17 protein-coding genes are annotated in these 19,755 nt (G+C 69.9%); 7 read left to right on the top strand and 10 right to left on the bottom strand.

The window, feature by feature from the left end; translation table 11 throughout:
- Positions 1–77: 77 nt before the first annotated feature.
- Positions 78–512 (bottom strand): YbaB/EbfC family nucleoid-associated protein, encoded by a 435-nt coding sequence (locus ACFKCF_RS11885; RefSeq protein WP_394493050.1) that lies wholly within the window; start codon positions 510–512, stop codon positions 78–80.
- Positions 513–623: 111 nt separating this feature from the next.
- Between ACFKCF_RS11885 and ACFKCF_RS11880 the strand changes: the two genes are divergently transcribed.
- From ACFKCF_RS11880 to ACFKCF_RS11870, 3 genes are read left to right on the top strand one after another with little or no spacing between them, the layout of a single operon-like run.
- The gene (locus ACFKCF_RS11880) at positions 624–950 is read left to right on the top strand and encodes a hypothetical protein (protein ID WP_394493049.1); all 327 of its coding nucleotides are present in this window, start codon (positions 624–626) and stop codon (positions 948–950) included.
- The gene (locus tag ACFKCF_RS11875) at positions 950–2,008 is read left to right on the top strand and encodes a hypothetical protein (RefSeq protein WP_394493048.1); all 1,059 of its coding nucleotides are present in this window, start codon (positions 950–952) and stop codon (positions 2,006–2,008) included. The genes ACFKCF_RS11880 and ACFKCF_RS11875 overlap by 1 nt, the downstream gene beginning before the upstream one ends.
- A gap of 49 nt (positions 2,009–2,057) precedes the next feature.
- Complete coding sequence (locus tag ACFKCF_RS11870; RefSeq protein ID WP_394493047.1) at positions 2,058–2,498, top strand: YbaB/EbfC family DNA-binding protein; 441 nt, start codon at positions 2,058–2,060, stop codon at positions 2,496–2,498.
- A gap of 46 nt (positions 2,499–2,544) precedes the next feature.
- Here ACFKCF_RS11870 and ACFKCF_RS11865 read toward each other — a convergent pair whose 3' ends face one another.
- From ACFKCF_RS11865 to ACFKCF_RS11840, 6 genes are read right to left on the bottom strand one after another with little or no spacing between them, the layout of a single operon-like run.
- Positions 2,545–3,879, bottom strand: a complete 1,335-nt coding sequence (locus ACFKCF_RS11865; protein WP_394493046.1) for a WXG100 family type VII secretion target — start codon at positions 3,877–3,879, stop codon at positions 2,545–2,547.
- Between the two features lie 22 nt (positions 3,880–3,901).
- Positions 3,902–4,318 carry a hypothetical protein gene (locus ACFKCF_RS11860; protein ID WP_394493045.1) on the bottom strand — a complete coding sequence of 139 codons (417 nt, stop codon included), beginning with the start codon at positions 4,316–4,318 and terminating at the stop codon, positions 3,902–3,904.
- Complete coding sequence (locus tag ACFKCF_RS11855) at positions 4,315–5,742, bottom strand: hypothetical protein (protein ID WP_394493044.1); 1,428 nt, start codon at positions 5,740–5,742, stop codon at positions 4,315–4,317. Before ACFKCF_RS11855 ends, ACFKCF_RS11860 begins: the two co-directional genes overlap by 4 nt.
- Complete coding sequence (locus tag ACFKCF_RS11850) at positions 5,742–6,119, bottom strand: hypothetical protein (protein ID WP_394493043.1); 378 nt, start codon at positions 6,117–6,119, stop codon at positions 5,742–5,744. The genes ACFKCF_RS11855 and ACFKCF_RS11850 overlap by 1 nt, the downstream gene beginning before the upstream one ends.
- 34 nt (positions 6,120–6,153) lie before the next feature.
- Complete coding sequence (locus ACFKCF_RS11845; protein WP_394493042.1) at positions 6,154–6,465, bottom strand: WXG100 family type VII secretion target; 312 nt, start codon at positions 6,463–6,465, stop codon at positions 6,154–6,156.
- A gap of 46 nt (positions 6,466–6,511) precedes the next feature.
- Positions 6,512–6,847, bottom strand: a complete 336-nt coding sequence (locus tag ACFKCF_RS11840) for a WXG100 family type VII secretion target (protein ID WP_394493041.1) — start codon at positions 6,845–6,847, stop codon at positions 6,512–6,514.
- A 256-nt stretch (positions 6,848–7,103) separates the two neighbouring features.
- On the opposite strand from ACFKCF_RS11840, the gene ACFKCF_RS11835 reads away from it, so the two are divergent.
- Positions 7,104–8,171 (top strand): hypothetical protein, encoded by a 1,068-nt coding sequence (locus ACFKCF_RS11835; protein ID WP_394493040.1) that lies wholly within the window; start codon positions 7,104–7,106, stop codon positions 8,169–8,171.
- Positions 8,172–8,179: 8 nt separating this feature from the next.
- Positions 8,180–9,037, top strand: a complete 858-nt coding sequence (locus ACFKCF_RS11830; protein ID WP_394493039.1) for a hypothetical protein — start codon at positions 8,180–8,182, stop codon at positions 9,035–9,037.
- A gap of 372 nt (positions 9,038–9,409) precedes the next feature.
- Here the strand turns inward: ACFKCF_RS11830 and eccB are convergent, their stop codons facing one another.
- Positions 9,410–10,825: a type VII secretion protein EccB gene (gene eccB, locus ACFKCF_RS11825; RefSeq protein WP_394493038.1), complete on the bottom strand. Its 1,416-nt coding sequence runs from the start codon at positions 10,823–10,825 to the stop codon at positions 9,410–9,412.
- Between the two features lie 621 nt (positions 10,826–11,446).
- Positions 11,447–12,859, bottom strand: a complete 1,413-nt coding sequence (locus tag ACFKCF_RS11820; protein WP_394493390.1) for an alpha/beta hydrolase family protein — start codon at positions 12,857–12,859, stop codon at positions 11,447–11,449.
- Positions 12,860–12,907: 48 nt separating this feature from the next.
- Here ACFKCF_RS11820 and ACFKCF_RS11815 point away from each other — a divergent pair, with 48 nt between their 5' ends.
- Positions 12,908–13,201: a hypothetical protein gene (locus tag ACFKCF_RS11815; RefSeq protein ID WP_394493037.1), complete on the top strand. Its 294-nt coding sequence runs from the start codon at positions 12,908–12,910 to the stop codon at positions 13,199–13,201.
- Between the two features lie 196 nt (positions 13,202–13,397).
- Positions 13,398–13,979 carry an ArsR/SmtB family transcription factor gene (locus tag ACFKCF_RS11810; RefSeq protein ID WP_394493036.1) on the top strand — a complete coding sequence of 194 codons (582 nt, stop codon included), beginning with the start codon at positions 13,398–13,400 and terminating at the stop codon, positions 13,977–13,979.
- 607 nt (positions 13,980–14,586) lie between these two features.
- On the opposite strand, the gene ACFKCF_RS11805 is transcribed toward ACFKCF_RS11810, so the two are convergent.
- Positions 14,587–19,728, bottom strand: coding sequence for an FtsK/SpoIIIE domain-containing protein (locus ACFKCF_RS11805; protein WP_394493035.1), 5,142 nt, complete (start codon positions 19,726–19,728; stop codon positions 14,587–14,589).
- Positions 19,729–19,755: the final 27 nt, after the last annotated feature.

The raw sequence follows: 19,755 nt of genomic DNA, 5'->3' as shown, positions 1-19,755 counted from the left end.
GGACCGCCGCCGAAGCGGTCCGTGTCCTGTCGGGCCGGCCGAATTGCACCGCCGCCGAAGCGGCCCGGCCCGGCGGGTCAGAAGTCGCGGGGGTCCCGCTCGCCGAGCCGCCGGAGCCGGTCGTTCCGTTCGGCCGTCTCCGCGCCGAACCTGTCCTGGAACTCGGCGAACTGCCGCTGGATCTCCTCCAGCCCGACGATCTGCGACTGCGGCACGGCCAGCAGCTCGTGGGCCTGGCGTCCCTGGTCCTCCTGCGCCTGGCGCACCGCCTGGACGACCTCTTCCGCCAGGGTTCTCACGTCCAGGCGCAGCACGCGCGGCGAGAAGACCACGCTCTGGAGCCGGCCGTCGGCGTCCACGACCGCGCTGGTCATGCCGCTGCGGCTCTCCCCCTTGCCGGTGATCAGCCGCAGCTCGGCGGCGGCCGCGGCCAGGCGCGTGAGCTCCCGCTCGTTGTCCCGCAGGAGTCTGTCCACGTCGTCCTCGGTGTAGTCCATGACACGCCACGCCATCGGCGCAGGGTTAACTGGAGGCGATCGCAGGCTGGCGAGCCGCTGAATCGATCATGAAGATCGGAGCAAGTGAGCCGCTTAGTAGCGATATGTGGACAAGAATGCCGATTTGTGGGGCAACAACAGGGTAAATCCGGGCAAGAGATCTACGTCACCTCCTCCACCATCGCGCACACGCGAAAGCGCGTCGACGAGGAGCTGCACCCGAATGTGGAGTTCATCCACGGGCTCATCTCGTACACGGCCGTGGGCGGGCTCGGCTTCGGGGCGATCGGCGGCGTGATGATCGGCGGCGCGTACGAGGAGTTCCGCCGCTGGGCGGACACCACGTTCACCGAAATGGAGGACGCCGTGGAGAGCTGGTCGGGGGCTCTGGAGCGGGCCAGGCGCAACTGGCGCGCGGCCGAGGAGGCCAGCATCGTGAGGTACCGCGGCTGATGGGCACCCCGCCGCCGCAGCCGGCTGCCCCGGACCCCTGGGCGCACACCCGGCCCCCGGCGCCCGCCCAGCCGGTGCCGGCCAATCCCTACTCCAACCCGTACGCCACCCCGAATCCCTACTCCACGACGCCCACCAGCCCGCGCCCGTACCAGCCGTATACGCAGCCCAGGCCCGTTCCCGGCAACCCCTACGCCTACCCTCCACCGAATCAGCCCGTAACCCACACCCCCCAGAACTACGCTGCCAATGGCGCCTCGCGCGCGAACTTGGGCGCAGGGAAGTTCGGCCCGGCTCCCGAGATGAACGCGGCCCGCCCGGCCTTGCCGTCACTGGGGGAGAAGGCGCTCAACATGCTGAAAAGGGCGGGCAGGCTCGCCCTGGGGCTGTCTCCCGCCATCGCCATCTGCGGCGGGATGCTCGCCAACGAGCCGGGCATGGCCCAGGCGGTCAGCGTCTGGCAGAGCGGCATGGCCCAGCGGCTCGACGGCGGGATGAAGAACCTGCTCCCGCAGCTGCGCGACACGGCCAAGGACGGCTGGATCGCGATGGACCGCGACGAGTTCGACCGGGTGCTGTGGACCTTCCAGCGCGAGTCGGAGGTGCTGCGCAACGTCCTGAACACGGGCGGCAGCTCGCTCGACGAGGTCGCGGCGTCCTACCGGAGCTTCTGGACCTGGGTCCTGCGCACGTCGGCCGCCGCCATCGGCCTGCTTCTCGCCGCCAAGGCGCTGCAGCGGGTGCCGCAGAGCTCGGTGTGGGGGGTGCTGATGGAGAAGTACATCACCGCCGAGGTCAACATCGCCACGCTCTTCCTGGCCACCTCGCTGGCCAGCACCCTGAAGGAGGGCGGCGAGGTGCTGTCGACCATGGTGAAGAGGAACCACCAGTGGAACTACATCACGCCGGGCGGCGAGGCCGCGGTCGACTTCAAGTCGATCGAGATCGACGCCAAGAAGTACCCCTCCTTCGCGGAGCCCGCCAAGAACAACGGGCTGCCCCCGCGCTACCAGGACTTCGACTGGATCGAGCCGAAACGGGAGATCTCCACGCCCTGATGGATAGGGTGGGAGAAAAGCGGCTTCTGTGTCTTGTGGGGTATGAGGGATGATCGAGCGGGATTTCGGTGCGCTGGACATCAACCGGATCCTCAGCAACGCCGACCAGCAGATGGCGCGGGCCGGCGAGTTGCAGCGGGTCCTGCAGGATCTGACGGGCCAGGCCCAGGACGAGGACGGGTTCGTCATGGCCGAGTTCGGCAGCACGGGGCTCAAGGAGCTCGTCCTGCACCCCAAGGCCATGCGGCTCAACTCGGCCGAGCTGGCCGAGCGCATCAAGGCCGTCATCGCGGAGGCCAACGCCGACCTGCAGCGGCGGATCTCGGAGGAGATGGGGAACGTCTTCGGCGAGGAGAACAACCCCATGCGCTTCGCCCAGGACTCCGAGGGCGGCCTGGAGCTGGTACGGCAGGCCGAGGCGGCCTACAACCGCACGTACGAGGACCTCATGGGAGAGCTGGACAGGATCCGGCAGCGCATGGAGGGCTGAAAAAGCCCGGCTCACGTGGGTGTGAGCCGGGCTTTTCGTTGTTCTGTCAGCCGATGCGGTCGGGGCTGATCTGGTGTGTGGAGGACCAGATGTCCCCTTCGGGGTCGTAGATCTCGCGGTCGCGCTCGCTGCGCTGGTCGCCGCCCGCGCCCATGCCTCCCGGCGGGTACGCCATGAGCCCCGGACCCGAGGCCCCCGCCCCGCCGCGGAGCACCGCCGGCGCGGCCCCCGCTCCCGAGCCGCCCATGCCGTACCAGGTGCCGGGCCCGCCGGTGCTCTGCCCCGGAACAGGGGAGAACGGGGTGCTCGTCGGCATCTGCGTGGTGGGCGGGTTGGTGAGCAGGTTGGGTGTGGACTGCTGCGGGTAACCCGTGGTCGGCGTGGTGGTGGTCGGGTAAGTCGGGTTGCCGGCGTCGGCGAGCTGGGTCTTCGGCGGGTCGGCGCCGATCACCGGAGGCACGCTCTGGTCCTGGTCCCCGGGCTTCTGCGGCGAGCCGCCGGTGCCCGTGCCGGTGCCGGGCTGCTGGGGGTCGGACGGGTCTCCCGTGGACGGGTCGTCCTGTCCCTTGCCCGGGTCCTGGCCCGGATCGTCCCGCCCCGGGTCCTGGTCCTTGCCGGGGTTCTGGTCGCCCTTGCCGTCGGAGCCGTTGGAGCCGTCGGCGCCGTCACGACCGGTGCCGGTGGTGCCGTCGGTGCCGGTCGAGCCCTTCGAGCCGTCGCCCGTGCCGTCGCCGGTCCAGTACCTCGTCTCGCCCGACGGCGTGTTGGTGCCGCTGCCGGGGTCGAGGTGGTCCTGCTTCTGGGTCTCCACCACCATGGGCTGGATCTCGGGCAGCTTGAACGCCAGGCCGTCGGCCATCCGCGCGTTCAGATCGTTGATCTTGTTGTTCAGCTGCTCCAGATGGTTCCGGGCCGCCACGTCCACCAGATACCCGGCGGTCCCCAACTGCGGGTTGAGGTTCGTCGAGGGCTCGTTGTCGACATTGGTCGTGGTGCTGAGGGCGGTGGGCCCGGGCATGGTCGTCTTGGACGTCCTGAGCTGCTGGGCGTACTCGACCATCGGCTTGCCGGTCTTCTCCATGGCGTCGCCGAGCGCGGCGGCGCTCGCGTGCAGCAGCCGCAGCGCCTCCAGCGCCGTCGTGGCGCCGTCGCCGCGCCAGACCTCCGCGAGCTCCTCGGCGGCCTTCATGAGCGTGCCCTCAAGCCCGCTCTTGCCGTGGACCAGCTCGGCCGCCTTGATGTAGCTGTTCCCGGCGCTCTCGATGCGGTCCGGGTCGGTGGCCTTCAAATAGGAGACGACCTGGGCCCTGGTGACGAAGATGCCCGGCTTGCTGTTGCCGAGGTAGTCATAGAGCCTGATCGGCTTCCACTCGTCACCCATCTACGCCATCCCTGCCGGTATCTCACGCACTGCTGTCCCGGTGCCCTTTTTCGTAGTTGGAGACGGCCCGTTCGACCGCCTCGGCCCACTTCTCGATGTAGTCGATGAGCTGGCTGTAGCTCTCGCCGAACACCTTGTACGCCGACTCGAAGTTGGCGCCGAAGTTGCTGGCCACCTCCCACTTGCCGGTGGCCTCCGGTCCGACGTTGCCCAGCCCCTGCACCTCGCCGACCGTGCCGGGGCCGCTCCAGGTGGCGCTCATCGACGGCTGCGGGTTGCCGTTCACGCCGCCCAGGTTCTTGAGCAGCCGCGAGACGACGTCCCTGATCGCCTCGTGATCCGCGTACGGTCCGCGGTTGTCGTTCCCGCTGAGCCCGGGGAAGTCCTTGGCGAGCTCCAGTCCCGGGGGCGGCGAGTCGTTGTCCTTCGGAACGCTCACGCCTTGCCTTTCGAGTCACCGTTGATGAGGTGGTTGGTCGTTGTCACGTCGCTTCTGAAGAGGTCCTCGTCCTCCAGGAGGAACGTGGTCCGCTCCCTCTCCTGCCGCTCCTGGCCGCTGCCCTGGCCGCCGGTCAGCGGGACCGCGGGGACCATGGCGGAGCCGCTGCCCAGGCCACGCAGGCCGGCCGCGCTCACGCCGTTACCCGCGCCCGCGCCCGCGCCGAAGCCGCTTCCGCCCGTGCCGGGGCCGCCGTACGGGCTGCCGATGCCTGTGGTGGGCAGGCTGGTGGACGGGCCGGACAGGGACGGATCGGGCATCCCGGCAAGGGACGTCGTCGGGGCCCCGGCGTTCGGGCCCTGGGAGCCGTTCAGGTTCGGGTTCGCGTTCGCATTCGCGTTCAGGGCGCTGGACGGGTCGGTCAGGCCGGGGTTGTTGCCGGCGCCGTTCTGGCCGTTGGCTCCGATCCCGTTCTGGCCGTTCCCGATTCCCGAGCCCACGTTCCCGATCCCCGTGCCGTTGGGGAACGTGCTCGTCGGGCCGGTCGTGGCGTCGATGCCGGGGATCTGGTGCCGGCTCGGGTCCTGCAGGCCGTCCTGGTTCAGGCCGTCCAGGCCGGCGGTCGGGTCGTACGGCTGGTTGAGGCCGGCCGGGATGCTGCCGCCGATCCCGGTCTTCCCGCCGAACGGGCCGGTGGGAACGTTCGGCGAGAGCGCCATGAACTGCGGGATGTCGGTCCTGAGCTCGGTGGGGAACACGTCGTTGTTGAGCTTGGTGTCCTGGCTCAGCAGCTTGATGGCCTCGGCGGCCTTCTTCCTGTCCTTCTCCTCCTTGGAGTCTCCCCAGAGGTTCACGAACGGGATGTCGCTGATGAAGCGGGTGATGCCGCCGACGAGGAGGCCCACGCCGGCGCCGATCACCACACCCGGCACGGCTCCCACCCCGCCGAAGAAGGAGCCGATGGCGGCCCCGGCCACGCCGCCGGTGACGGCGGCCTCCCCGAAGTCGATGTCGCTGCCGGGGTTGTCGGGCACGTCTCCCTTGGCCACCTGCAACGTCCGGGCGTGGACGATGAGCGCGGGGGCGACACCGTGCGGGTTCTTCGGGGGGTTCTTCGGATCGACGGGCTGGTCGCTGATCGTGGTCGAGATGTCGGCCGCCGCCTTCCGCAGCTTGCGCAGCTGCGCTTTGACGGTCTTGGCGTCCTCGCCCGCGGTCCAGTACTTGTCCAGCTCCCGCAGGTGCTTGTCGATCACATCGACGAGATTGTCGAGCCGTACCTTGGCTTCGAGGAACTCGGCCGCGGCCTGGCCGACGAGCTGGGGCTTGTTCTTGGCCAGCGTGTCGCGGAGCAGATCGAGCGTCGCGCCCTCGAACTCGATGCTGCCGATTTCGCCCCTGATGGGCGCCTGGTACTCGGCCATCAGACCCGCATCACCTTCGACCTGCCCTCGCCGTCCACTTCGACGCCGTCGTAGTTCTGCAACGCCTGATCGAGCAGGCCGATGACGTTCGCCACCTGGCCGGTGATGTTCGAGTAGGTGCTGGTGACGGTGGTGATGGCGTTGGTGGTGCTCTGCCGGAAACCCATGGCCGCCGGCCAGAAGCCGCCCAGGGCGTCATAGTCGCCGCTCAGCGTCTCGACGGGACTGGAGCCGGTGAAGATGGCCTGCACGGCGCCGCCGCCCGACTTGCCGGCCTGATGGCCAGGGTCCAGCATGGCGAGGGCCTCTTCCAGGTCCGTCTTGGCCGCCTTGATCGCCCTCCGGCTGAGCTCTACTCCGCCGTTGTCGCTGCCCATGTTCCCCCTCTGGTGTCGGCCCCCGCGCTACGCCTTACCTGCCGTCGAAGATCTGGGAGTTGATCTTCTCGACCTGCTGCATGTTCATGTTCGTGATGTTGATGTTCTTCTTCATCAGGTCGATGAACTGCGACATGTCGTTGGCCTCGCGCTCCCAGAGCTGCCGGACCTCGTCGAAGACGGTCTTGGTCTGGCCCTGCCAGATCGCGCTCTTGGCCAGCAGGTCCCGCTCCAGGGTGTCCAGGGTGGTGACCATGTCGTTGAACGCCCTGGCGAAGGCGTCCTCGCCCTCGCCGAGGCCGGCGTAGTTGACCTTTGTGATATCGAAGATGTCGTCCGCGGGCATCGCGGCCTCCTCTGCTAGCTGGTCCTCGTAACCGGTGCGGCGCTGATCAGCGCGACAGCGGCGCGGCGTTGATCAGGTTGGCGATCTGGTTGATCGCCTCGGTGCGCTCCTGGTTGAACGAGGCGTAGTTCGTGTTGCTCGTCCCGATGTTCTCCGCCAGGCGGCGCAGGCTGCCCAGGATGACGTCCATCCGCTCGTGCCACTTCTTGTGGACGGCGTCGAACGCGGCCTCCGACTGGCCCACCCAGTGGTGCTTGAGGCTGACGCCGGCCTGGTCCAGGTTCAGCTGGATGCCGCGCAGGCGCTCGGCGGCGTCCTCGATGAGGGTGATCGCAGCCTTGAGATCGGCTTCACTTACTTGAGTCTGCGGTTGTGCCCCCACAGTCCCTCCCTTGCTGGGTCGGCTGACTCCAGCCGACTACTGAAGTCGGCCCGTTTGGTCACATTAGTGAACATCAACCACTAGCGTCGCATGTGATCACGTTAATTTTCCATATCATCGGGGCGGATGGTGGGTGTATTGACAGAATGTACGCATTTGGGGCTTTGCTCCTGCTGAGTACTGACAGGCCGTATCTGCCTGTACGGCACCTGTGTGACTGGCGTAACGTATGGGCCGATCGTGACAAGGGGGGCACGTGGCCGACGAGAGCAATCCCTACTCGAGCGCCCTGAGCGGGCTCAACGGGCTCGGCGCGACCGTCGACCCGCGCTCCAAGGACCCGGACTTCTCGATGAAGTACTCCAGCGTCACGACGCTGGGGAAGAACGTGAGCAGCTACGGCGACGACCTGACCTCGATGAGTCAGAAGACCGGCGCCATCGACATGCACCAGTTCACCTTCGGCCTGATCGGCGGCGGGCTCAACGTGGCCCATCGTTCGGTCCGCGACAACGCCGTCGAGGCGTTGAAGCAGGCCAAGGACGTGCTGGACTCGTGGAAGCAGGCACTCTCCGACGCGGTCGCCAACACCAAGGAGGCCGAGGAGGCCAGCAAGGCCGGCAAGAACGGCCCCGGCGGGCCCAGTGGGCTGGGACCGATGGGCGGCGGCAGCCTGCCCAAGGGCCCGGACCTGGGCGGGGGCCTGCCCAAGGGCGTCAACCCCGACGATCTGAAGATCGACAAGCCTTCGGCGGATGACCTGAAGCCGCCGGACATCCCGAAGCCGGACATCCCGAAGCCGGACATCCCGGGGTCCGACATCAATCAGCCGGACATCGACCAGCCCAACATCGACCAGCCGAAGACCGATCAGCCCAACCTCAACCAGCCCAACCTCAACCAGCCCGACCTCAAGCAGCCGGACATCAAGACCCCCGACCTGAGCGACCTCAACCAGACGCCCAAGACCAACCTGGAAGGTCTCAACCCCAGCCTGCCCACCTCGACCACGCCGCAGATCCCCGGCACGCCGGGGTACGACCCGCGCGCCTCCATACCGCGCACGTCGGTCGGCGTACCGGAGAGCGGGATGGGATCCCTCGGTGGCGGCGGCACGCCAGGTACGGGCGGCCCGGGCACGCCGGGCAGCATCGCCCGCGCGTTGAACAGCGGGATGCCGCTCTACCCCATGACCCCCGGGATGGGCGGCGGAGCCGGCCAGGAGGACAAGGACCGCGAGCGCGGTCCCCACCTCGGCGAGGACGAGGCGGTCTGGGAGACGGACGAGGACATCACGCCGGCGGTGCTCGGCAGGGAGGAATAGGCGAGAAGGTGGCTTACGAGGAGGATTACGAGCTCTTCAAGCGTGCCTGGTCGGTCACGGCGGCCGCGACGGCCATCATTCCGTACGCGCTGCCCATTCTCGGGCTCATGAGCCTGGTGCTCGCCGACCCGGGGGAGCAGGACCGGGCAGGGGATCAGTGGAACGACAAGACGCCGGTCAACATCTCGCAGAACGACCAGAAGGGGTGGCACCCCCCGATGGCCGCGGGCGCGAAGCCCGCGCAGCAGACGTGGAATGTGCCCATGACGGCGTCCTCGTCCCAGGCCAGTGATCTCAGCTATCTGCGCGGCGAGCTGAAGCGGCTGGTCAAGGAGATCGGCGACGCCGGCGAATGGGCCGGCCAGGGTTACTCGTCGTTCACGCAGAAGGTCCTGGAGCTCGACGGGCAGTTGGAAAAGCTCGACAACACCCGCGTCGCCTGCGGGGACACCCTCAAGTGCTCCGCCGCCGCGTACCACTTCCTGGCGCAGCTCTGCATGATCGTCAGCACTCTCATGGGAACTCTGGCGGCGTTCGTGGCGATAACGTATGCGACGCCGGCCAACGTCCAGGCGCAGGTGACGGCCATCAAGACGGTGCAGAGCGTCTACAAGTCCATGCTGGCCAGCTTCAAGAGTCATTGGAAGCTCGTCGCGAAGGTCACCGTCTACATGGGGCTGGCGGCGACGGCGTACAGCCAGTTCACCAAGGACCTGCCGTTCCTGAAGGCCATGCCGTCCACCGGCACGCCGAACCTGGTCGACGCCAGCGTCATCTGGGACCCCTCCAAGGCGGACATGGTCAAGAACCCGACACCGCAGATGCCCAACGTGGACGACGGGATGATCCCGGAGTTCGGCTTCTAAGACCGATGCCGGGCGCCGCCCCGCGCCCGCCGACCCGGCACGGGCGGCCCGTACGCCGCCCCAGAGGCCCTGTACGCCGGCCCAAAGGCCCATACGCCGGCCCTGGGGCCCGTACACCGCACAGCCGCCCGCCACCCGCCACCCGCCACCCGCCACCGGGACTATCGCCCGCCACGCGCACAGCCGTCCGCCACCCGGACTATCGCCCGCCACCCGCACAGCCGTCCGCCACCCGGACTATCGCCCGCCACCCGGAATATCGGCCAGACGACTGATCGCCCGAACACGTCGGCAGCCGTCGTGTTCGGCGGACTGCCTATCGCTGTCTATCGCTGCCTATCGTTGACCATCTCCCCATCTGCCCATCGCTGACTATCGGCTGCCGACCGCCAAAGGCACCATGGCCGCGGCAGGGTCCAGCGCCGGCCCCTGCGGGATCGCGTGCATGATGCTCGTCGGCACGGGCGCGATGTCCGCGGCGTCGTAGCCCAGCTTCGCCAGCACCTCAACCGACGGGATCTGATACCGCACCCCTTGGTCGCTGATCAGCGCAAGCGAACTCGCCACCGCGCCGAGCTGGCCCTCACCGGGCAGCACCCCGGCCACCACGGCGCTGCCCGGCGGGAGCAGCACCTGGTCGAAGCGGTCCCGTACGCCTGAGCTCGACGGCGTCGGAATCGCGACCCTGCTCCCGACCGTCACCTTGGCCACCACCGAGCCGGCCGCCGTGTTCGGATACACCGAGCAGAGCGGCGTCGAGCCGGACACGTTGATCACCTTGGGCATGGTCGTCGGCAGGGTGGGGTCCATGACGTTCTGGCGCGAGGGCGACGCGTTGGCCGAGGCCGCGTCGATCTGGATCTCCCGTGCGACCCGGTTGCCGTACGCCTTCTTGATGTTCGGGTCCTCCAGCAGCAGCCTGGCCTGGACGGCGGTGATGGGCGCCAGACCGTCGTTGAGCAGCACGTACCACCGTGGGGCCGTGCCCGGCATGGCCGGGACCACGAACACCTGCCCCACCACCGCCGTGACCTTCCCGTTGGCCCGAACCTTCCTGCCGAGGTTCGCCACGTTCGGGCCCTTGAAGTCGTGCCCGACGGGCAGCGCGGTCAGCCACGCCGCCGGCACCTTCCTGGGCTGCGCGTTGAGCGCCCGCACGCCGTGCTGGTTGACGCGCATGCGGCGATTACCCCAGATCACCCAGTTCTGCTCCCCGTCGGAGACCACCATCGCGTCCCCGCCCACGGGCCTCCCGCCGATGTCCGTCCCCCCGATTAGGGTCGTGTACGGCTTGCGCCCGCCCGTGTTGTCGGGCCCTTCCACCACGCACACCGACCACGGCGCCTTGACCAGCTTCTTCCGGTCGGGCAGCGAGTCGGGCGCCCCGGAGATCCCGATGAGCGGCCCTCGGGCGTACCCGGCCAGCGAGGCGGCGCTCACGCTCCGGGTCGTGATCTCCCCGGCGTCCAGCACGAGCCTGGCCGACGCGTAGTTCGCCACCGGCAGCAGCCGGCGCTGCTGCTGGCTGTAGATGAACTTGGCCCCGCTCTCCTCCTCGACCAGCAACTGCCCCGGGTCGGTCAGCTTGGTCGCATTCCCGGGCCGCACCAGCCCCCAGATCCCGAACACCGCCATCACCAGGACCCCGATCAGGATCCCGCCGAACGTGGCGACGTTCTGCCGGCGCATGGGGGACTCGGGGACGTCGGGCTCGGCCTGCAGGAGCGCCATGCCAAGCCTCTGCTGCATCAAGCGGTGTGCCTGATAGAGGTCCTTCTTGGTCTGCACAGCGCCTCCCCGCGTCAGAATCCGCGCATCAGCATAAACGCCTCAAACCCCACCCGCCCCAATCCCCCCAATTCCCCACCGATCTCATCCCTTCACCAACTCCCCCAGCTTCCACCCACCAACCCACCCCAGCCCTCTCAACCACCGCCCGGCCGGGGCTTTACCCGCTCATCCATCCCAGACCTTTCGACCACCGCGGGGCCCAGGGGTTAGCCCGCCCGTCCACCCCAGCCTCCCGACCACCGCGGGGCCCGGGGCTTAGCGTGCCCATCCATCCCAGCCCCCTCAACCACCGGCCAGCCCAGATCTGAACCCTCCATCCACCCCAGCCTCTCAACCACCGGGCGGCCCAGCGCTTCTAACGTTGGCAGCCCTTCCAGCCAATCAGCCCCTGCTCGCTGCCTGCCTCCAGCCTCACCCCAGTGCGCCCCCCCGCGAACCACGCTCGACCCGTTGCCTCCAGCCTCATCGCCTCGCTTCGCCTCGCCTCGCCACTCTTGAACCAGCGCCGCCCGGCCGACCACGTCTCCCATACCTCAGGTCGCCTACCTCCGTCCCTCGCACGTCGGGTCACGCGAACACCGCTTCGCAAGGCCCAAGCCGAACCCCAGCACCCCGCCTCTATGGAAGGAGCAACCCCCAGTACAGCGCCCACGGGACGAACACGACGCCGCCCACCATCAGCAGCCCGACGCGCACCTTCTCGCCGGCCGGAGCGGACCGGCGCCACCGTACGCAGGTCAAGACGGTGCTCACAACGGTCGCGATCGCAAGAGCCTGGAGCGCAAGCCAGATGAGCGGTCGCTCCGCCACCAGAGGCCCCGGCGAAGCCAGCTTCCCCCCGGTCATGATCGAGTAGAACATGTAGAAGAACCCACCGACGACCACCGCAAGCCCACCGGCACTGACCAGCCACGCCCCCTTGACGGGCGCCGCTCCGCCCTTCCCCGCCCCTATGGCGGGCGCCGCTCCACCTTCCCCCATCCCTGAGACGGGCGCTGCCTTGCCCTTCCCCACCCCTGTGACGGGCGCTGCCTCGTCCTGCTCCGCCCGGTCCACACGCGCCGCCTCGCCCTGCCCGGTCCTGTCGACACGCGCCGCCCTGCCCTGCTTCGCCCGGTCGACAGGCGGCACCCCACCGCGCCGCCGGACCCGGCGTACCAAAGCCACCACCGGATAGCCCCCGAACGCCACCAGGAACAACACCAGCGCAGCCCCCTGAACGCCCGCCGACTCCCACCACTCGGCAGGCGGCACCGCCACAGTGTCGTCCGCCTGGACCGGCGCAGGCCCTGTCACCTGTGCCACTGGCGCCCGCCCCGAAGTCGCCTCTCTCACCCAACTGCCGACCAGCTCCGCATAACCAGGAGCGAGCTCGGGCAACCGCGTGACGCCACCATCGGGCGTCCGATGGGCAGCATGATCGGCATCCGCGAAGAACCGGAACGTGTACTGCCGGTTTCCTCCCTTCTCCAGGGCTTTGGCGAAGATGGGCGGCGTCTCCCGGGGCGGCGTCAGCAGATCGCGTACGCCCCAGATGCCGAGCACGGGCTGCCGTACGCTCGCGATGACCGGTTCCGGATCGTAGTAGGGCTCGGGAAACATCCCGCCATCCGCGATCACCCGGTACATCGTGGGCTCGGCCCGATCGACGAAGGACCCGCGTACCCCCGCCTTCCGTAACCCGGCCGCCACCGCCCAGGTCTGCTGCCGCAGCGGCTGCAGCGCGTTGGCGCCCACCAGGATCACGAACGAGATGTCCGCGGATCGCGACGCAGCCAGCGGCGCCACCCATCCGCCCTCGCTGAGGCCCCAGATCCCGACCTTCGCCGGATCGATCCCCGGTTGCCGCCGCAGCGTCTGCACGGCCCCCAGGGCGTCGTCGGCCAGTTGCGAGTACGACCTTTCGAACAGCGAATACCCCTCGGAACGCTTGTCGTAGATCAGCACTGACAGCCCTTGGCGGGCGAACGCCACAGCCTCGCCCAGCAGCTTGTCCCGTTTCGTCCCGGCCCCTGCCCCGTGCACCAGCACAACCCCGGCCCGCCCGCTCCGTGCCCGCACCGGACTGATCACGCTGCCGTGCAGCACCAGCCCACCGCTCCCTCGAAAGCTCACCTCGGCGGCAGCCAAGTCGTCGGGTACCTCAATTCCCTCACCGGACCCAGCTCCGAAGCCCGCCCCGCCACCACCCCCGAGCTGCCCGGCACCATCCCCGAGCTGCCCGGCACCACCTCCGAGCTGCCCGGCACCACCCCCGAGCTGCCCGGCACCACCCCCGAGTTGCCGGACATGACCTTCGAGCTGCCCGGCCCCGAGTCCCTGCTGCCGAACGTCCTGTCCGCCGACGTGTCCGGCCGAGAATCCGTCCGCTAAGGGCACCGAAGGAGAGCTGGACGCAGCGAGTCCCACGGAAGCGCCGAGCAGTGAAGAACCACCAGAGGGTCCAGCCGCCAGAAGGGTGGCGGCGACGGCCGCCAGAATCTTTCGCATATTGCCGAAGGTACTCTGCAGAGAACTCTCGGCAAAGGGAAGTCTGCAGATATCGTTCGCGAGGACTACCCTCCTCCTCATGAAGGAGGACGAGACGAAGCGTGACGACGAGCCGTTCATCCTCGACGACCCGGACAGGCTCAAGGCCCTGGCCCACCCCATGCGCCGCCGCATGCTGACCCACCTCAACATCCACGGCGCCGCCACCTCCACCACGTTGGGCGAGCTGCTCGGTGCCAAGACCGGCACCACGAGCTACCACCTGCGCCAGCTGGAGAAGTACGGCTTCATCGAGGAGATCCCCGAACGCTCGTCCGGTCGCGAACGCTGGTGGCGCCGCGCCGAGATCCCCAGGGACATGCGCTTCCCCACTCCCGACCAACTGGCACCGGAGGACCGCGCGGTACTGGGCGAGTTCCTGAGGATCGGGTTCGAGGAGGACCGCGCCCTCATGGAACGCTTCCCAGCCGCCTACCGCGCCGACCCCGACTGGGCGAAGGGCTCAAGGGGTCTGGCCCGCATGACGAAGGAGGAGCTGAACGAGTTCTACAACGCGTACATCGCGTTGCTCCTCAAATACAGCCACCGTCCAGAGGACGCCCCTCCGGATGCCCGCCCCATCTACGTCCGCCTCTTCACCCTCCCCGCCGACGAGCCCTGACCCACCCCCGCGCCGGCACGACTCCACCGACCGATGCCTCCTGACCGATCTCCCGTGTCCACCTAGCTCCGCCGGCCGACGCTCCCTGACCGACCTCCCGTGCCCGCGCAGCCCCTGCCAGCCAACGTGCTTGACCCACCCTCACGCCGGCACGACTCCACTGTCCGACGGTCCCTGACCGACCTCCCATGTCCGCCCAGCTCCGCCGGCCGATGAGCCTTGACCGACCTCCCGTGCCCGCGCAGCCACGCCAGTCGACGTGCCCTGCCCCACCCCCACGCCGGCACGTCTCCACCGACAGGCGCTCCCCGACCGACCTCCCGTGTCCGCCCAGCGCCGCCAGTCGCCATGCCCTGACCCACCCCCGGCCCCCACAGTTCACCCCGCCAAGCGTTCGGGTACACCCCCACGCCCCACCCGCCGAGGGGGCGGGCGCATCCCCGGCATCGCAAGGACTCCGCTCGCGGAGCACCACCATCACGCCGGGCACTACGACCATGGGTTTTCAAGGCGGATGTCTGTAACGGCAGGTCCCACGGGCACGGGGGTTCAGTCTCGTAGCCGGTGGTCCCGAGGGTGGTAGGGCTGGTTGCCCGGCCGTCGTACGTCAGCCGTGGTCGGGAAGGGCCGCTTGGATGGGGGTGATGTTGCCCGTTCTCACCAGGAAGCCTCGGCCAGGGGGGCCGCCGACCGTTCCGCGGGGTAGGCGGATCGAGAAGATGTCGCCGTCGGCCTGGCTCTGGACGGCCAGGAGCACCCCGGTTCGGGCCTTGCGCGTCTCGGCGACGAACCCGCGGTAGGCGACGGCCAGGTCCCCGGTCGCGCCGGCGATCAGCAGGCCGTGATCGCCGTCCCGGCCCGACCGGAGCACCTCCTCCAGCGCCACCCCCAGCGGACCGTCCGCGTTGATCAACTCGGCGTCGTCCACCAGCACCACGTACTGCTGCAGCTCCGCGACCAGCTCCGGCAGGTTGGTCGCGTTGCCGTCCAGCACCGCCAGTGCCCCGTCCAGCTCCCTTAACGGGCTGCGTCGGGGCGCGACCGCGATGACGGGCGTGCCCCGGGCGATGAGCGAATGGGCGGCGGTCAGCAGGACGGACGAGCGACCGGAGCGGGACGGGCCGGCGATCACGCCGCCGGGCCCGTGGGCGAGCAAATCGAGCCCGAGCGGCGCCAGGGCGTCGCCGCCGGCACCGATCAGTGCCCACAACGGGGACGGGGGCGTGAACGTCGCGTCCAGGGCGAGCGCCTGGGACGCCGTGATGCGCATGGGGAGGGCGTCCACCCGCAAGGGCGGCTCGCCCTTCCACAGCCAGCCGCCCTGGCCGGCGCTCGCGGGCCGCCCGTGAGCGGGACCGGAACCCCGTAGGGAGCTCTCCGAACGTGCCATCGACGTGCGGGCCAGGGATTGGAACGCGGCGACCTGGGCCGGGCCCGACGGGTCGGCGGAGAGCAGCGCGATGTGGTGCTCCACGATGCCGTGCTCGCCTATCGAGAGGGCTCGGCCGGGTGGCATCGTCGCGGGCAGGCCCTTGAGGGGGAAGCCCGCCAGGCCGTAGTCGGAGGAGTCCGAGAGGCGCAGGAGCAGGCGGTCGTCGAAGACCGTCGAGACCTGGCCGAGCAGGCCCGACCGGTCGCTGGTGACCACGGCCCTGAACCCCACCGCCGGGCCTTCGCGCATGAGCTGGAGCAGCGACTCGATCAGGCGGCCGTAGTCGTAGCTCTCGAAGGCGGCGACGAAGCCCTCCCAGCGATCGAGCATGAACACCAGCCAGGGGAGGCGGTGGCCCGCTTGGCGGTATTCGGCCAGGGAGGCGTGCCCGGCCTCGGCCAGGAGCTGCTGGCGGCGGCCGACCTCGGCACGCAGGCGGGTGAGCAGGCGTTCGACGCGGTCGATCTGGTCGCGGGTCACGACGGCGCCGCAGTGGGGCATCGTGACCAGGGGCAGGAGCGCCCCGGAGCCGCAGTCGACCGCGTGGACGTGGACGTCTTCGGGGGAGGCCTGGGCGGCGATGGAGCCCGCGATCGTGCGCAGTGCCGTCGATCTGCCGGAGCGGGCGGCCCCCGCGATGAGCAGGTGGCCTCCGTGGGGCAGGTCCAGCGCCAGAGGGCACCGGTCCTGCGCCCAAGGACGGTCGGTCAGGCCGTAAGGCAGCGGTGGCACCTCGGCGAACGCACCCGAGGGGGATGCCATGCCGTGGAGGTGGTCAGGTATTGCGCTGCCCGGCAGAGGGCCGTTCGCGCCTTCGGAGGAGCGGTGACTCGATGGCGGATGGAGATGGGCGGGGGCTGCCGGGTGAAGGGGTGCGGACTGACCCATGGGTGGGTGTCCGGGGAGGCCGAGGGAAGGTTGGAGCGAGCCCTTGACTGAGACCTGGAGGGGGTCATGGGGGCGGGCGGCGATGCCTGGAATCTGCCTGGAAGTGTCCTTTGGCGGGGTGGTGGGAGGGGTCGGCTGCCGTGTCCGAGAGCCGGAGTCGGCGGAAAGTGAGGATGCGGTTGCAGGGGACGCTGGGTCCCCGGAAGGCGAGGATGCGGTTGCAGGGGACGCTGGGTGCCTGGAAGGCGGGGATGTGGTTGCAGGGGATGCCGGGTTGCCGGAAGGCGAGGAGGTGATTGGCGCGGGTGCCGGCGGTGACGGGGAGAGGGCCGGCAGGTCCAGGACGAAGAGGGTGGGGAGGGGATCGAGCCAGGGGCTCGGCTGGACGGGGACCGCGGCCAGGTGGGTGGCCTCGATGAGGGCGTCGGCGACCAGGGTGAGGTCGGTGACCGTCAAGTCCTCCTCCGGCTCCGGAGGGGGCGGCAGGGGTTTGCCCAACGAGCGCCAGCTCACGTCGAGCACCCTCATGGCGGTGCCCATCCCGGCGAGCGGGCCGGCCGGACCTGGCGCGGGGCTGCGGCCTCCGACTCTGGCCGTCTGTACGGCGGTCGCGGCGCCCACGCCGGAACGGACGTAGCAGCGGCCGGGCGTCGACTTGGAGATGTGGGCGGCGTCCGGGAGGTCGATGACGTCGGACGATTCGGCGGGCTCGGTCACGCGCAGGGCGATGCGCAACGACGTGTTCGCCTGGATGTCGGCCGTGACGACGCCGGCAGGACGTTGCGTGGCCAGGATGAGGTGGATGCCCAGGGAACGGCCACGGCGGGCGATGTCGACCAGACCCGTGACGAAGTCGGGCAACTCGGCCACCAGCGCGGCGAACTCGTCGATGATCAACACCAGGCGTGGCATGCCCGTGCCCGTGTAGTCCTCGATGTCCTTGGCCCCGGCCGCTGCCAGCAGGCGCTCTCTCCGGCGGATCTCGGCCGCCAGCGAGTCGAGGGCCCGCTGGGTCAGGTGGCCGTCGAGGTCGCTGACCATGCCGACCGTGTGCGGCAGGCGTACACACTCCTTGAAGGCCGCGCCGCCCTTGTAGTCGATCAGCACGAACGTCAGCTGGTCGGGCCGGTTGGCCACCGCCAGCGAGCAGATCAGCGTCTGCAGCAGCTCCGACTTGCCCGCACCCGTGGTGCCGGCGATCAGGCCATGGGGGCCGTCGAGCCTGAGGTCCACCGAGAACGGGCCCTCTGGGCCGATGCCGATCAGCGCGCTCGTGGAGCCCTGGGCACGCCATCGCCCGGCCAGCTCACGTCCGGACGGGTTGGGCAGGTGCATCAGGTCGAGCAGGCGGACGGCGTCGGGGAGGTTGCCGGACGGGTCGTCCCTGCTCACGTCGCGGATCGGGGACAGGGCTCTGGCCAGCCGGTCGGACCAGGTGGGGGAGACGAGGTCGCCCAGGATCGGGCCGATGACGTCGAGGCCACCGCCGCGCAGGCGTACGAGACCGTCGGCGCCGCATGCGGCCACGGTCTGGCACTCCTCGGGCAGCAGCCGCTGGTCGTCGTCGATGGCGAGCGTGAACACCCCTGAACGCGGGCCCTGGCGCAGCACCTGCGGCATGTTCGGCAGGCCGCGCAGCACCTGGGCGCCGTCGAGGATCACCAGGACGTCGTAGGGGCGCACGTCGTAGGAGGAGAAGGTGGGCTTCTCCGGGCCCCCGAGGTCGTCCCAGCCGGTGGGGATCTTGCCCAGCTCGGGGATCGCGGTGTTCTGGCGTTCGTCGATGAGGGCGGCGAGCTCGGAGACGCGGCGGGCGGCCGACTCGGGGTCGGTGCCGACCAGCGTCACGCACTCCTCGCCCGCGCGCGGCGTACAGTGCGGGAGCCAGCGCATCCAGCCCCAGCGGTGCTCGCCGTCGGCGTGCGCGGAGACGATCACGATGGCCAGGTCACGGGGGCTGTGCAGGGTCGCGGCCTGGGCGATCAGCCAGCTCGCGAGGCTGGTCGCCGCGGCGCGCGGGCCCGTGACGCCCGCCACGCCCAGCCTGCGCATGGGCAGCGCCACCGGAACGGAGCGGCACATCGGCGGATCGATGGGACCGCCCTGCTCCTCCGAGAGCTCCAGATTGGCGGGCAGGTCGGCGAGCCCGACCCTGAGCCGGAGCGAGTCGTTGTCGTGAATCCTGCGCTCCCACAGCCGCCTGCGCGGCCCCGTGGCGGTGAGCAGCACCTGCGCCGGGTCGGGCGCGTCCGACCTGCGGGCCGCCTCGTCCGCCACCCTCGCCCGCTCGACGTCCTCGTCGTACGCCTGGAGCTGCTCTTGGTATTCCTTGAGCGCCTTCTTGTGCTGCTTCTTGCCGTGGCGGCGGTCGCTCCACCACTGGCCGATCATGATGACCGGGGTCATGAGGGCGACGAGCAGGTAGTACGGCTGCTTCAGGGCGAACGCGAGCGTCACGCCGAGCACGGCGGGAAGGAGGGCGGCGAGCAATTGGAGGCGCAGGCCTTCGTTCCTGGAGGGCTCCTTGGGTTTGACGAACTTGCGCTCGGGCTCCGGGCGCCGCAGCCTGGGCGGGCGGTTGTAGGACACGCCGCCCTCGCTCCTGGGCGCCAGATGCGCGTCCTTGGGCTCGATCGACGTCAGCACGAACACCGACGAACCACACGTGAGCACGGCCTGGTCGGGCCATTCGGTCTGCTCCGTGAGCGGACGGCCGTCGAGCTCGGGCACCTCGCCGTAGTCGGCGGCCAGCTCGGCCGCCTCCCGCTCCGCGACCCGGGCCGTGAGCTCGGCGACCTCCTCGGCCCACCTGCCCTTGAGCTTGAGCCTGGGGGCCTCGCCGGGCTGCCGCCAGGCGCGCTCGATGGTGATCGCGTCCGGCGTCACGCGTACGGTCACCGCTTCCGGGGCGAGGGCGGGGTCGGCGGTGGTGATGGCGCACATCGGGTCGGAGCCGATGACGTGCACGCCCAGGCCGAGCCGGTGTACGGCGCCGGCCGCGGGGCCGCCCACCACGCGCACCTCGGCCACGCCGCCCGGCTCCTCGATGAGGGTTTCGCGGGCGAGCGCCGGGTCCAGAGTGATCTTGTCGCCGTCGCGCAGCACGGCGGTGGCCCTGGCGCGGGGGTCGAGCGGGCGGCCGTCACGCCACAGGACCGGCGCCGCCCCTGCACCTGGGGCGCTCGGCTGCGCTGTGACCGCCTGTGTCGCGATGCGCTCCGGTCGGCGGGGGTGCGGCACGTGGGCGCCGGTGTCCTGGGGGGCCGACATTCCGTAGGGGGCTCGTGCTCTGGGCAGGCGGACGACCTTCGCCAGCGGCCCGTGATCGTTGAGCGCCTCGCTCACCCTCGCCACTGTGGCGCCGTCGTCGCCGTCGATCACGACGTCACGGTCGCCCTGCCCGCCGAGCACGGTGAGCATGATCCGCATGATGCCGTCTCCTCGCTCGGATCTCGG

The organism is Nonomuraea sp. JJY05 (genome assembly GCF_043496855.1).
GTDB lineage: Bacteria > Actinomycetota > Actinomycetes > Streptosporangiales > Streptosporangiaceae > Nonomuraea.
Note: the sequence above shows the minus strand (reverse complement) of the source record. Positions and strands in the feature narration are given on the sequence as shown.